The 12,546-nt window shown below is 69.0% G+C and carries 11 protein-coding genes and 4 pseudogenes; 8 read left to right on the plus strand and 7 right to left on the minus strand.

Going from position 1 to position 12,546, the window contains the following annotated elements:
- Positions 1–459, plus strand: a pseudogene (locus tag ACWEJX_RS17530) (DNA-binding response regulator); the annotation flags it as partial.
- On the opposite strand, the gene ACWEJX_RS17535 reads toward ACWEJX_RS17530, so the two are convergent.
- Complete coding sequence (locus ACWEJX_RS17535) at positions 452–835, minus strand: nuclear transport factor 2 family protein (protein WP_451608320.1); 384 nt, start codon at positions 833–835, stop codon at positions 452–454. The pseudogene ACWEJX_RS17530 and the gene ACWEJX_RS17535 sit on opposite strands and share 8 nt — an antisense overlap.
- Positions 836–1,920: 1,085 nt before the next feature.
- Between ACWEJX_RS17535 and ACWEJX_RS17540 the strand changes: the two genes are divergently transcribed.
- The gene (locus ACWEJX_RS17540) at positions 1,921–2,472 is read left to right on the plus strand and encodes a 2'-5' RNA ligase family protein (protein ID WP_451608321.1); all 552 of its coding nucleotides are present in this window, start codon (positions 1,921–1,923) and stop codon (positions 2,470–2,472) included.
- Between the two features lie 368 nt (positions 2,473–2,840).
- On the opposite strand, the gene ACWEJX_RS17545 is transcribed toward ACWEJX_RS17540, so the two are convergent.
- Positions 2,841–3,629, minus strand: a complete 789-nt coding sequence (locus tag ACWEJX_RS17545; protein ID WP_451608322.1) for an ArsR/SmtB family transcription factor — start codon at positions 3,627–3,629, stop codon at positions 2,841–2,843.
- Positions 3,630–3,694: 65 nt separating this feature from the next.
- Here ACWEJX_RS17545 and ACWEJX_RS17550 point away from each other — a divergent pair, with 65 nt between their 5' ends.
- The 3 genes and pseudogenes from ACWEJX_RS17550 (at position 3,695) to ACWEJX_RS17560 (ending at position 6,516) form a co-directional block, all read left to right on the plus strand.
- Positions 3,695–5,158, plus strand: coding sequence for an MFS transporter (locus tag ACWEJX_RS17550; protein WP_451608323.1), 1,464 nt, complete (start codon positions 3,695–3,697; stop codon positions 5,156–5,158).
- A gap of 409 nt (positions 5,159–5,567) precedes the next feature.
- Positions 5,568–5,986 (plus strand): annotated as a pseudogene (locus tag ACWEJX_RS17555) (transposase); the annotation flags it as partial.
- Between the two features lie 173 nt (positions 5,987–6,159).
- The gene (locus ACWEJX_RS17560; RefSeq protein WP_451608324.1) at positions 6,160–6,516 is read left to right on the plus strand and encodes a hypothetical protein; all 357 of its coding nucleotides are present in this window, start codon (positions 6,160–6,162) and stop codon (positions 6,514–6,516) included.
- A 46-nt stretch (positions 6,517–6,562) separates the two neighbouring features.
- Here the strand turns inward: ACWEJX_RS17560 and ACWEJX_RS17565 are convergent, their stop codons facing one another.
- The 5 genes and pseudogenes from ACWEJX_RS17565 to ACWEJX_RS17585 form a co-directional block, all read right to left on the minus strand.
- Positions 6,563–7,648 (minus strand): esterase-like activity of phytase family protein, encoded by a 1,086-nt coding sequence (locus tag ACWEJX_RS17565; protein ID WP_451608325.1) that lies wholly within the window; start codon positions 7,646–7,648, stop codon positions 6,563–6,565.
- Between the two features lie 170 nt (positions 7,649–7,818).
- Positions 7,819–8,016, minus strand: a pseudogene (locus ACWEJX_RS17570) (IS701 family transposase); the annotation flags it as partial.
- Between the two features lie 44 nt (positions 8,017–8,060).
- Positions 8,061–8,348: a hypothetical protein gene (locus ACWEJX_RS17575; RefSeq protein ID WP_451608326.1), complete on the minus strand. Its 288-nt coding sequence runs from the start codon at positions 8,346–8,348 to the stop codon at positions 8,061–8,063.
- A gap of 240 nt (positions 8,349–8,588) precedes the next feature.
- Positions 8,589–9,188, minus strand: a complete 600-nt coding sequence (locus ACWEJX_RS17580) for a hypothetical protein (protein WP_451608327.1) — start codon at positions 9,186–9,188, stop codon at positions 8,589–8,591.
- Between the two features lie 232 nt (positions 9,189–9,420).
- On the minus strand, positions 9,421–9,684 hold the full coding sequence (locus tag ACWEJX_RS17585; RefSeq protein WP_451608328.1) for a hypothetical protein: 264 nt from the start codon (positions 9,682–9,684) through the stop codon (positions 9,421–9,423).
- A 53-nt stretch (positions 9,685–9,737) separates the two neighbouring features.
- Here ACWEJX_RS17585 and ACWEJX_RS17590 point away from each other — a divergent pair, with 53 nt between their 5' ends.
- From ACWEJX_RS17590 to ACWEJX_RS17600, 3 genes and pseudogenes are all read left to right on the plus strand, one after another.
- Positions 9,738–10,259, plus strand: coding sequence for a hypothetical protein (locus ACWEJX_RS17590; RefSeq protein WP_451608329.1), 522 nt, complete (start codon positions 9,738–9,740; stop codon positions 10,257–10,259).
- Positions 10,260–11,030: 771 nt separating this feature from the next.
- Positions 11,031–11,255: pseudogene (locus ACWEJX_RS17595) on the plus strand (IS256 family transposase); the annotation flags it as partial.
- Between the two features lie 77 nt (positions 11,256–11,332).
- Complete coding sequence (locus ACWEJX_RS17600) at positions 11,333–12,316, plus strand: GNAT family N-acetyltransferase (RefSeq protein WP_451608330.1); 984 nt, start codon at positions 11,333–11,335, stop codon at positions 12,314–12,316.
- Positions 12,317–12,546 lie beyond the last annotated feature (230 nt).

A 12,546-nucleotide genomic window follows, 5' to 3' on the forward strand; every position in this document is an offset into this window, starting at 1 on the left:
GTTCCGCGTCGCCGCCGAAGCCGGCGACGCGGAGGGGCCGTTGGCGGCAGTGGCAGAGCACCGGCCCGAAGCCGCCCTTGACCGACGTCCAGATGGCGCCCGGCTTCACCGATGAGGGGGTACGGGCGGCGACGGAGGCCCACTGGCGCTGGCCCTGGACCGCGGTAGTGCTGCTTTCGCAGTACGTGGAGGAGCGGTACGCGGCTGACCGGCTGCCTGCGAATACCAACGATGTGGGCCCCCTGCTCAAGGAGCGGTTGCCGATGTCGCCGACTTCGCGGCGACGGTCCGGCGAGTGGCGGACGGGGCACGGCCCTGGGCCCTCAGATCGTCGCCCAGCTACAGCTGCGGCGCGACAGCGACCCGCTCACGCGGCTTTCCCCCTCGGCGAGCGGGCTCGGCCTGATGGCCGAGGGGCGCTCCAATACCGGCATCGCGCAGGCGCTGGCGGTCAGCGAGAGGACGTGGACGGTTCGATCTCCCCCGCAAAGACGATGACCTGGTCGATGAGGCTCCGCCGCAGATGGACGACGTCCGTTCCCGCCAGGCGGGGTCCTCCATCCGGCGTGGTGAACACCCACTGGTACCGGGCCCACTCGTCAGGCATGTCCACCGCCGAGCAGCGCACCATCGTGCCGGTCCCCGCCGGGTGGCGCCGGATGTCCAGCACGAACCGCTCCACCGCCGCGATTCCTTCGCTGCGACCCAACGGCCCCCAGAAGACCACATCTGAGGTCAGCGCCTGGGAGAGCAGGGCAGTCACATAGCTGTCGTCCGAGGCGTTGAACGCGGAGATGAACGTGTCGATCGCGGAGCGTGCCGTCTCTTCCTGCATGCCCCAGTAATACCAGTCATTGCGCGTCCGCTCGTCCCACGGGCCGACTTCCGATCACGGCAGACCGTCCCGGTCGCAACACTGGAGACCAGCGCCGCGCAAGCGGGAGCAAAGGCCGTTCGCGTTCGGCGCGACGCCGTCGCCGTCGCCGTCGCCGGGACCATCCCCGCGGGCACGGGAAGCAGTTGACCATGTCCCGCACGAAGCGCCACAGGCCGCTCGGCCTCGACACGCCGCCGAACGTGGGGGGCGCCCCCCTCCCGCTCGAGGCTCCCGCTATGCACAACGAGCGGGCCGGACCGTGCGAGTTCACCCTGGTGATTCGTTCGTACCCTTATGCCCTTATGCCCTTATGGCCTTATGGCCTTGTGGCCTTATGCGTGGTCTGTTTGCAGACTCATCGAATCCGTCGTTTCAGAGGGTTCGAGCTACTAACGTCCTGTCCCGTTCGAGTAGCCCATCGACGAGAACCCCGTGGACAAGGACAAGGAAGGCCCGGCCGGCCCGGCTGCGGTCGAGCGGCTACTGAAGCAGCATGCCTTCGTCAGTCGGCGCAGGCCTGACATCAAGGCCAGCCGCGTCCTCACCTACGACCCGCAGATCCTTCGGAGACGCGGCAGAGGAGCTCTACCTCTTCGACGACGCCCTTCGTGTCCATCTCGCGCTCGCCCAACCAAGCAGGCCGGCTGCGGTACGGACGGGATTCGAACCCGCGGACAGATAGGGTCAGGCCCGCCCCGTCTCCGTCAGTCGCCGTGAACGGGGCCTCGCCCACGTCGATCGCAAAGGGCCGCTCTGCCACGGCACCGCAGCCTGCGAGAATGCGCGCTGCCAGTCGTCGCGAGGATCACGCAGCGCGGGCTCAGACGCGGGTTGGTCGTACAGCCAGGACATCGTCCGCTCACTCACCCAGCGTCGACGCGCTGGATTTCGATGCCTCAGTGTCCAGTGGTCCCCTGCACTCTGGATGTTCACGGAAGTGACGGCGGTGCGGCCTTCTCGTTGGCCTATGTGGAGATCGGTCTTGATCGTTCAGCCGAAAAAGCAGGGTGAAGTGTGCGGGAAAAGTGACACGATGCGGTGTCATGGCAGACGGCAGCGGTAGTGCGTTTCAGACGGGCCAGACGGGTCTCATCGTCCGGATACCGGAGGCGGAGTCATCCGTCCGCACGTGGCGTGAGCGGCTCGATCCCTCGGCCCAGGCCGGGGTCTCGGCCCACGTCACCGTGCTCTTCCCGTTCCTCGACGAGAGTCGAATAGATGCGCTCGTCCACTCCGAACTCGCGCAGCTACTGGGAAGCCACCCGGCCTTTGAGCTGCGCTTCGAGAGATGCGGACGACTCCCGGAAGTGTCGTATCTCGTTCCCGAGCCCGATATTCAGTTGCGGCAGCTCACAGCGGCGATCGCTGATCGCTGGCCCGAGGCGCCGCCGTACGGCGGGCGGTTCGCCGAGATCGTGCCGCACTTGACCATCGCTCAAGGCCAAGAAGACGTCGTCCTGGAAGACATCGAGGCCGACCTGGCAGGCAGACTCCCCTTCACTTCTCAGGTCTCGTCCGTTGAACTCATCGTGTACGACGGCACGAAGTGGCAAGAACGAGCGTCGTTCGCACTCGGGGAACGAAGCAGGTTTTGAGGCTTGGCTGGCATGCTGCCACGTCAGCTGCGGATCAGCGTGGGAACTCCGGCCGGCCGGCTTCGACGGGCTCGGCTCGGGCTCGGGTGCTGGCGAGTCGGTAGGAGTCGGTGCCGGTTCCGATGATGGTTCCGTTGAGGGTGACGCGGTCGACGACGGCTGGAGGGAGACGGGTTCGGTGAGGGTCTCGGTGCAGCTGCCGAAGGACTCGTACCGCCGGGCCGGCTGATCTTCAGCCGGCCCCGTCGCGGGCGATGGCAGGAGGCCTGAAACGGCCGTCGCCCTCCCGTCCGGGCGCGCTGAGCACGGGCTTCGCTGATCGTCGTCTTGCCCCGCACTGGTGGCGGAACCCGTTGGCCGTGAGGCGGTCAGTCCACCGGCGGCAGACCGAAGGTGCCGGCCAGGCCGTCGACGCCGTCCTCGGTGACGTGGACAACCCGGGGGCTGGAGCCGTAGCGCAGCCAGCCCAGTTCGAAGAGCCGCGCGGTGAGCGCGGCGCCGACCGCGCCGGCGAGGTGGTGTCGCTTTTCGCTCCAGTCCACGCAGTAGCGGATCGGAGGACGGCGGGCGGGCAGCCGGTCCAGGTCGACTCCGAAGCGGGCCAGGGTGTCCCGGCCGGTGTCGGTGAGGCGGTAGTCGACGTCGTGCCCGTATCCGTACGCGCCGTCCCGCACCGCTTCCTCGGGGCGGTGGCTGCCGTCGTGCCCGGTGAGGAGGCCGTCCTTGAGCATGCACTCCAGGAGGCTCACCCCGAGTCGGCCGGCGAGGTGGTCGTAACAGGTGCGCGAGCGGCGCAGGGCGCCGGCGGTGCTGCTCTCGCGCAGTGACGTGACCGGGAGAGGCTGTGCTATGACGGCCAGCGCCTCCAGGGCGAGGCTGACGTCGGGGTTGGCCAGGCGGTAGTAGCGGCAGCGGCCGACGCTCTCCATGACGACCAGGCGCGCGTCGAGGAGCTTGCCCAGGTGGACGCTGGCCGTCGCGGCGCTCACGCCGGCCTCGGTGGCGAGCAGGCCGGCGGCCACGGCGCGACCGTCGCTGAGCGCCTTGAGCATCCGGGCGCGGGAGGGGTCGGCGATCAGCTGCGCGGCCCGGGCGATGTCGGGCTGGTGGTGTACCTGGTCCTGGTTCCGGCGTCCACCGGCCGTCGTCCTTGCCATGGGACCAGCGTAGTCCGGACACACTTTGACGGATGGCTAAACGTTTCGACCCGAGACTGGATCGCATGCCGTCCACAGATCCTTCGCCCTCCCCCGCGCTCGCAGCCGGCGCCGCGGCCGCCCCGCCGGCCGACCGGCCTTCCCTCTCCCTTCCACCGCTCATCGCACTGAGCCTGGGCTACTTCCTGGTGATGCTGGACGTCACAGTGGTGAACGTGGCCGTGCCCTCCATCCAGGACTCGCTCGACGCCGGTCCGTCGGACCTGCAGTGGATCGTCGACGGGTACAGCGCCTTCTTCGCCGGGCTGCTCCTGGTCGGCGGCGGACTCGGTGACCGCTTCGGGCACCGGAAGCTGTTCCTTTTCGGCCTCGGGCTCTTCGCCGCCGCGTCCGTGGGCTGCGCGCTGGCGCCCTCGACGGGGGTCCTGACCGGTGCCCGGCTGGCTCAGGGCGCCGGGGCCGCGCTGCTGGTTCCGGCGTCGTTCGCCCTGTTGCAGGCGGCCTACCCCGACCGGGCCCAGCGTGCCCGGGCGGTCGGCTACTGGGGGCTCGTCTCGGCGGTCGCCTTCGGTGCCGGACCGGCGGTCGGCGGGCTGCTGGTCGCGGGGTTCGACTGGCGTGCGGTGTTCTGGGTGAACCTGCCTGTGGCCGCGGTGGCGGTACTCCTCACCCTGCGCCACGTACCCGCCCCGAGCCGCAAGGACCGACCGGGCCGGATGGATCCCGCCGGTCTGCTGCTGGGTGTGCTCGGGCTACTCGGCGTGGCCGGTGCGCTCAACGAGGCGGGCTCCGCGGGCTGGACCTCGCCGCAGGTACTGACGATGTCCGCGGGCGGCGTCGTGTGCCTGGCGGTCTTCGTCGCCGTCGAACTGAGCCTGGAGAAGAACGCGGCGGTTCGGCCGGAGGGCAGGCGGCCGCTGATGCCGATGTCGCTCTTCCGCGAAGTGCGGCTCACGGTGACGAACCTCATCGGCCTGCTGCTCAGTTTCGGTTACTACGGGCTGCTCTTCGTCGCCACGTTGTACTTCCAGCAGGAGCGTGAACTCAGCGCGCTGAGCACGGGCTTCGCCCTGCTCCCGTCGGTCTGCATGGGCTTTGTCGCGGCGCCGCTGTCGAGCCGCCTGACGCTCCGCAGCGGACCGTACCTGCCCATGGCCGGCGCGCTGCTGCTCGGGAGCGCCGGGTTCTTGGGCTGGCTGGCCGCCGGTCCCGACACCCCTTACACCGTCCTGCTCTTCCCTCTCATCGCGACGGGGCTCGCGACCCCGGTCACCGTGGTCGCGGCGACCGTGGCCGTCATGGAGGCGAGCCCCGCCAAGAAGGCCGGCACGGCCTCGGCGGTGTTCAACGTGTCCCGTCAGGTGGGCAACGCGATGGGCGTGGCCCTCTTCGGTACGCTCGTCGGCCCCACGAACGCCATCACCGGCGGACTGCACGTGTCGGCGGTCATAGCCGCGGTGGCGTTCCTGTCGGCTTCGGTACTGGCCGTGGTCACCGCACGCCATGCCAACGCCGCCCCGGCCGGGTGACGTCACCTGATGGCAGGCGAGATCCACCACTCGGAGAAGGCCGACCGCCGGGCCGACCGCCGAGCCGACCGCTTGGCCGCCCGCCTGCGCAAGGGAACACGAGGCGGACGGCCACCGAGATTCGACGAGGATCGGCACAGGAAGCGCAACACCGTCGAACCAGCCGTGAACAGGCTCGAGAACTGATGCCGTGCCAGACCCGGATGACAGCGTGGTGGAGGGCCTGCACGTGATCGACACCGGCGACATCGACGTCTTCCTCGGCCTGGACGTCGGCAGGGGCGAACACCAGGCCACCGCCGTCCCCCAGCCGGCAAGAAGGCGTTCGACAGCGGCCGCCCCACACCGGGCCCAAGCTCCGCGAGGAAGTCCTGGAGGACCACCCTCCTTCCAAAGTCCTTACCCCGATCCTGGAGTCGGGGTCAGGACTGGAGCCCGCATCCCGATCGAGGTCGGCGAGGGCAGCACCTTCCCGACCGCTGGGCACCTCGCCGCCTACGCAGGACTCGCCCCGGCGACCCGGAGTTCAGGCTCCTCGATCCGCGGCGAACAGTCGTCCAGGAGAGCCTCGTCAGACGACGAGCCGACGTCCTCTTCGCCATGCTCCGTGACGGAAGCTTCTACGAACTCCAACCGGCAAGCTGCCGACCACCGCCCCGTCAGGCGTCACTGCGACGAGGAGTCGGGGTGCGCCTCCAGAACAGCCAGCAGCTCCGCGAAACGCCGGTCCTGAAACGTTCCGGCTGTCGCGGCGGATCATCGTCTGCGTCCGCACACCGGAGGGCTGGCGGACAGCGGCGATACAGAACGGCCGGCAGCGACCGGTGACCATCCCGGAGCCGGACTCGATGCCTTCAAGAATGTCGCGGGCCAGGACACGGCTGTCGCAGCGCCTCGGCATTGGCCGGGCGCGCGAGGTCGCACTGCCCTGACTGCCTGGACCAGGGCCTGTCCGGCGGAGCCGGGTCGGACAGGCCGCAGACCGCTGGGAGACTGACGCCATGGCACATGACCACGCCGCCGTGGCGAAGGTGTCCGAGCTCTTCGACCCGGCACCCGGCCGATGGGGTCTGCGCGGCGATCCCTTCGTATGGCAGGCGCTGCGCGACACCCTGTCCGGTGCGGACGTCCCGCCGTCGGCCGAAGCGGTCGCCGGCCTCCTGCGGGCGACGTTCGAGGAGCTCGTGGAGGTCGACCTCCTCGGCGAGCCGGCGCCGCACGTGTACCGGCAGCGGTACGCCCACGGCGGGATGTCCAGCGGCATGGTCCATCTCGACATGTGGCGGCACACGTTGCTGCCGCTGCTGGTGGAGCGGGCCGGCAGACCGCGGGACCCGCGCACCCTGCTGGCCCGCTGACGGCCCTGAGGCCCACGGACACGGAGCCAGGCCCCGCCCGCCCTTCCTACCCGTGCCGCGCCGGAAGCCGTACGTCCACCCGGTAGAGCCGGGTGATCTGCTGCGGGAGCTCGTTGTCGTCGCTGACCAGCAGCAGCCGGACACGGCCCGCGCCGTCGTGGCCGAGGGCGGTCATGCCCTCGATGTTGTCGACGAGGGGGTGGTTCTGCGGCAGCTTCGACGGGGCGCCCAGCGTCGGGCAGGCATCGAAGTCGCCGATCGCGGTCTTGCGCGCGGGCCGGAGCCCCGGCCCCTCCGTCAGCGTCCCGGTCCTCGACGTGTCGCTCGCGCCCAGCGGGTCGGCCGCGTACAGCCGGGCGGTGATCTTGAACTCGCGGGTGAAGCCCCGTTCCAGGACGATCAGCCGCCCGTCCCGGGTCGCGACGAGCTCGGCGATGCCGTGGCCCGCGTCGCCGGGGTACGCGTACTGGCGGCCCAGGACGAAGTCCCCGTCCCCCCGGCGCCGTTCCCAGGTCTGGATCCGCTGGAGGGTACGCCCCCGCGCGTCCTTGCCGTCCCCGCCCAGCGGGCCCTCCAGCGCCGCGACCAGGGTGTGCCCGCCAGGCAGGAGGGTGAGGGACTCGAAGGTCTGGTTGGCCGTGGCCCGGCCCTCGGGGGAGATGCGGAACGCCGGCGGGACCGGCAGGATCGCCAGGACCCTGCCCGTGCGGTCGTAGCGGCGGACGGCCGGCGCGGTCTCGTCGGTGACGAGATACGTCCCGTCGCGGTCGACGACCACCGCCTCCGAGTCAAGGACCTTCCCGGCGCCGTCGGTGAGCGGGAGCCGCGCGGTGGCGGTGCCAGCCGGGGTGTCCCCGCCGGCCACCTTCAGCTTCAGCCGGTACAGCGCCGACTTGTCGGAGACCGCTGCGACCGTCCCGTCCTGGTCGAGGGCGAGCCCGGAGATCCCACCGACAAGCTTCCCGTCGAGCTGGACCTTGTCCAACGCGTCCGAGTAGCCGGCGACGGACATGTACGGGGAACAGGCCCGGTCCCCGGGGACGGGTGCGGCGTCGGCCGTCGGGGCGAGCAGCGCGCAAAGAGCGACGGTGGCCGTCGCGTTGGGGATGAGGGTGCGCAGGCGGCGGGGCATGGAGGCCTTTCCTGGGGGTTCGACCGGTCCGGTGGAGGCACGAGGGGCTTACGGACCGTCATATGCCGAATCGAAAGAAAGGGGAAGGGAGGCGCGCCCCTCCGACAACGAACCCGCCAACTCCCGTTCACAACGGCTCCCGGAGCCGGTGGAAGCAGGCGTCGGAGTGCGTCTGAGTCCGGCGAGGCTGGGGGGGACGAGGCCGGGGGATCCGTTTCTGCTTGCCGGCGTCGAGCTCGCGGGCCCGCAGGATGGTGAGGCACGCGTGGGGCCCTGGCCAAGGTGATGTGGCGGTGCCGGCCGGGGTAGCGGCGGACCTGGTAGTCGTCCAGGCCGCACTCCTGCTTCGCTGTCCGGAAGCACTCCTGCGAACTCCGGGACCGTCACCGTCCGCCTTCGAGTCGAACCAAGCTCAGCCGAGACCGCGATGAGCGGCCCACAACGCCCCGGCACGGCTGGCGGCTTCGGCGACCAGGGCCGCCAGTTCGGGCTCGTCGGGAACGGGGAACGAGACGTAGGCGCCCCGACCACCACCAACTGGTCGGCCATATGCCTTTGCGGCGAGGCGACCGTCCGGGAGGAGCCGGACGTTGAGTGTGGTCAGCGTGAACGCTTCACCGCGTCGAGTGTCAGTCCAGCGGAGCGCCTGCGGGATCGTGACATTGATCGCCAGAGCACTCACTTCCAGGTCGCTGCTCATGAACGGATGATCTCACGCAAGTCGCCGCAGGCGGCCGCCACTGGCTGATGAAGCGGTCCAATTTGAGCACGAATCAATACGTACCCTAGTCGTACTCGCAATGATCGGAAGACACGATCGCCTCGATCCGCTGGGGCGGGATCGAGTCCCTGCCGCTGGGCAGGTGACGATAACGACGGTTCAGGACTCGCTTGGCTCATCGACTCCTGCAGCGCGTCCTCTGCGAGCGGTGTTTCCGTCCTACCCCACAGGCTCGCCCCATGCAGCGACGAGATCGTGAAAGCGCGAGAAGCGGGCGCCCGGCACAGTCTCGCCACTGACCGACTCGCCGTTGAGCCAGCAGATGTCGAAGACGTCGGTCTCGGTGTCGAGCAGACAGCACACACCACCCGTGGCGGCGGTGAGGTCGGTGAACACCTTCCTGACACTCGCCGACTGAGCGAACATTCGACTCATGCCCGAGGTAGCCGCTGTGAACTGCAACGACGCAAAGTTCGGATGCCATGCGGGCGAGAACCTGACGGTCAGGTAGATGTATCCGACCGGCACTCGTCCCAACTCGTCGACTCTGTCGACATCTCGCAGGAAGAACTCACGCATCGCGTCGTCGGCGCCAACCATGATTGCGGTGTCCAGTTCGAGCGTGCCACCTGCTGAACAGTCGACCGGTTCACTCTTGTACCCGGAGGTGAACGGCACAATCACCTGATCGCCACCTGGCAGAGTGACCGGAAGCAGCGGAGTATCACGACCTCGGGGCGCGAGTTCGGCCAGCCGGTTCAATGCCCTCCCAACGCTCCGAGCAGGCATGAAGATCTCGTAGCTGTAGTCCAGCCCCACGCCGCCCGCCTCCTTGGTCCGGAACCGGAAGCCTTTCACGCACGGACTGGCCGCACCGTTCATTTTCGCGCGGCCGGCTTCACCGGGCGCGATCGGGAACGGGCGTGGACACCCACGCGTACAGAACTCCGGCGGATGCGGCTTCAGCCCAGCCCATGCCTCCGTCGCAAGGTCTCCCCCACGGGCATGCCAACGAGGCGGGACCGCGGCGGTTCGTGCTCCTATCAGAGCTTCAGCGGGCCTCTTCCGATCTGCGGCGGAAACGGCGGAGCCAGCCGCGGACCGTTCCGTCCGCCATGCCCAGGTGGGCGGCGACCCGACGGTGGCCCATGCCGAGGGCCGCCATCGCCAGCCCGGCCGCGATCATCTCGACCGCGTCCGTCCACCGCGGCCAGACCGCCTCCGGCAGCAGCACAGCGCGAAGCCGGCCAGTCCCCCCGTTCTCGGCGTGGATGTGCATGACCTGGCAGCCCGAACGACGAGTGCCAGCGTTCATCTCCGGATCACCCGGTCAGCGGCCTCAACCTGAAGCCGATCCACCCCGCCGCCGTGCCCGTCGTGCGCAGCAGCGATGATGCCCGCGTGGAAACCAACCTTGAACTCTTCGCGGACTACTTCCAGATCCACGTCCTGGACGACGGGTCCGACGGCGACCTCAGTGACGTATGGACCGAGCAGACCGTTTCCGACGGGCTTGGAGTCACCGAGGACGCCCTGGCCATCGGCACCGCCGTCAACGTCAACGTGGCAGTCAGCGTCGAAGTCCTCGCGGAACAGCCCGTCGATGACAGCGAGAACTTCGACCACGTGGTCGAGGCAAGCCTCAACCTGACGTCCGGACGTCTCGTCGTGCTGGGCTGTACCGACTACCTCCCCGATGCGGCACGATTCGAGATGCGCCGCGGGTGGACCCGCATCCGGGCCTCTCGGAGGAACCTGGCCGCTGCCGTGCACGCGGACATCGATTCAGACCAGGCCCCCGAGACCACCGAGCAGGTGCGACTGCAAGCCTGGCCGGCCCCGTACTCAGAGCCGGACATCACCAAACGATGGACCCACTCGGCACCGTAATTCTCCTCTGGCGCCCGTCCTTCGTGTTCACCATGTCGTCGCACACGAAGGACTTCTCCACCTCCTAGACACCGCACCTCGACGTCTGCACGACGAGCGTCGTCAAGCCCTTCGTTCCTGTTCATGCAGAACGTCGCTCAACAATCGGGTGACGCCCCCTGGCGCACGAACATTCACCAGTTGCAAAACGTGCTCCTGCCATAGCCGTTCAACTTCGGCTCAGAGATCCAGTGGACTCGACACGCTTCACATTCGGGGCTCCGGCGACGACGTACGGGGACCCGTCTTACGCCTTGCGGAGGCTCTGGGGTGCAGGGCGAACGGGGCCCACGCTATGAGCTCGTAACATGCTCTTACGACCCCAGGTTTTGCATCGCTGACACACGACCTCCTACTCGATCGCGATACGTGAACCATGGACGAGGGCACCATCACGCTTGAGTTGTGGGCCAACCGATCGATGTGTCCGGGCAGACTTCGTGTGCGGATCGCGGTCTGTGCCGCCGCAGACAACCGGGCATGCGAGCGATCCGCGAATCTCCCCTGGCCGTGGAGGACCGAGAGCGCTTCGACGTCCTGAGGCGGCTCGATCACACACTGCCGGCAACGTGGTCGAAGCAGGAGTCGAGGGACGGCTCGTCCTCACCGCAGCCGAGACAGACACTGCAGATCCGCCGGAAGCAGCCACGTGCCGCACCAGTGGCGCCGCCGCGGGCGGCCGGGGCGTCCGGCGACGGGCGGGGTGCCGTCGTTCAAGAGGAACTGCCGGCGTTCTTCGACTTCCCAGCCGGGCACTGAATCGACCTGCGGACCACGAATCCGATCGAGTCCACGTTCGCCACGGCCCGACTGCGGATCAAGGTCACCCGAGGCGCCGGCACCCGCACTGCCGCTCTGGTGATGGCTCTCGTCGCGTCCGCCCGGCAGCGGTGGCGGGCCGCGAACGCACCCCGCCTCGTCGCCCTCGTCCGGGCACGAGCCCGCTTCGAACGCGGCGGCTCGTCGAACGGCCACAGACGACCGCGGCAGGAAGAGGGTGGCGGGCCTGCCTCACAGTTCGAGATCATCCGGTCATGTCGGATGACACGCCAGGACAGGACCTTCCGGCCGGCGTCGGGTTCCGGCCGTATCGCGGCGACGAAGACCACGGGCCCATGGCCTTGGTGCGGCAGGGGTGTGCCGAACGGGACCAGGTCGACGCCCGTTCGGTTGTGGAAGGGCTTCCGACAGCAGCCGAGATCGCCGAAGCCTCGGCCAAGCTGGAGGAGCCATCCCGGAACCAGATCCTGGTGATGTACGGCGGGAGCGTCGTCGGCTACGCGACGATCCGGTGGTGGCAAGAACGGGACGGTACATGGCTGTACCTGCACCGCGGCCACCTCTTGCCCGAGCATCGCCACCAGGGCATCGGATCAGCCATGCTGAGCTGGGCCGAAGAGCGCATCCGAAAGCTCGTCGAAGAACATGGAACGGCGCGGACGGCAGTGATCGGTGCGAACGCCGCGGCCTGCGAGCAGGACGCCACGGCGCTGCTGCTCGAAGCCGGCTACCGACGTGTCTTCAGTCTGGTCGAGCTGGAGCTGGGCGATCTGCAGCAGTTGCCCGAGCCGGGCGGCGAACTGCCGGCCGGGATGCGTACGGGGCCGATCGGGGCCAGCCACTACCGCGCGGCCTGGAGGACGGTCGTCGATTCGTATGCGGGCACCGGTTTCACTCAGAAATGGCCCTTCGAGGACTTTGTCGCCACGGCCGATCCGGCATGCTGGAGGGCTGCCTGGAACGGGCAGGACCTGGTCGGCGTGGCCCTCTGCTCCATCCACCGTCACGACCACACTCTGGGCGAGGTCGAAGAGCTCAGTGTCCGAACGGACCGGCGACGCCTCGGAATCGGCCGGGCCCTGCTGCTGGACGGGCTGCGCAGCCTTCGCGAACACGGTGCAACGACCGCCAGGCTGTACACGGGCACGGCAAATCCGCACCGATCCTACGATCTGTACGAGAGCGTGGGGTTCCGGCGGCAGAACGAGTACGTCCGATACCGCAAGCCGCTCGCCTGACCGATCCGTCATCGGCTGTCCAGTCAATCCCCGGCCGCCCCGGCATCTCCGCGGATCGTGATCGGCCGGTCCGTCTCCGCGCCCTGCGCCCGCGAAGTCCCGCGTGACGCCGTGTACGTGCCGCTCCAGCCGAGGCACGGTACGTCGTCGGCCTCACCGCCACCCGCGAGTACCGGGACGGCTGGGTCTGGTTCGCCGCCTCGGCCCACACCGACCCGGCCGGCGAGCGC

This window comes from Streptomyces sp. NPDC004788 (assembly GCF_053601115.1).

What these genes read in the sequence shown, in the direction of transcription:
- ACWEJX_RS17535 (WP_451608320.1), bottom strand. Translation starts at nt 835, where the DNA reads ATGCAGGAAGAGACGGCACGCTCCGCGATCGACACGTTCATCTCCGCG.
- ACWEJX_RS17540 (WP_451608321.1), top strand. Translation starts at nt 1,921, where the DNA reads ATGGCAGACGGCAGCGGTAGTGCGTTTCAGACGGGCCAGACGGGTCTC.
- ACWEJX_RS17545 (WP_451608322.1), bottom strand. Translation starts at nt 3,629, where the DNA reads ATGGCAAGGACGACGGCCGGTGGACGCCGGAACCAGGACCAGGTACAC.
- ACWEJX_RS17550 (WP_451608323.1), top strand. Translation starts at nt 3,695, where the DNA reads ATGCCGTCCACAGATCCTTCGCCCTCCCCCGCGCTCGCAGCCGGCGCC.
- ACWEJX_RS17560 (WP_451608324.1), top strand. Translation starts at nt 6,160, where the DNA reads ATGGCACATGACCACGCCGCCGTGGCGAAGGTGTCCGAGCTCTTCGAC.
- ACWEJX_RS17565 (WP_451608325.1), bottom strand. Translation starts at nt 7,648, where the DNA reads ATGCCCCGCCGCCTGCGCACCCTCATCCCCAACGCGACGGCCACCGTC.
- ACWEJX_RS17575 (WP_451608326.1), bottom strand. Translation starts at nt 8,348, where the DNA reads ATGAGCAGCGACCTGGAAGTGAGTGCTCTGGCGATCAATGTCACGATC.
- ACWEJX_RS17585 (WP_451608328.1), bottom strand. Translation starts at nt 9,684, where the DNA reads ATGAACGCTGGCACTCGTCGTTCGGGCTGCCAGGTCATGCACATCCAC.
- ACWEJX_RS17600 (WP_451608330.1), top strand. Translation starts at nt 11,333, where the DNA reads ATGTCGGATGACACGCCAGGACAGGACCTTCCGGCCGGCGTCGGGTTC.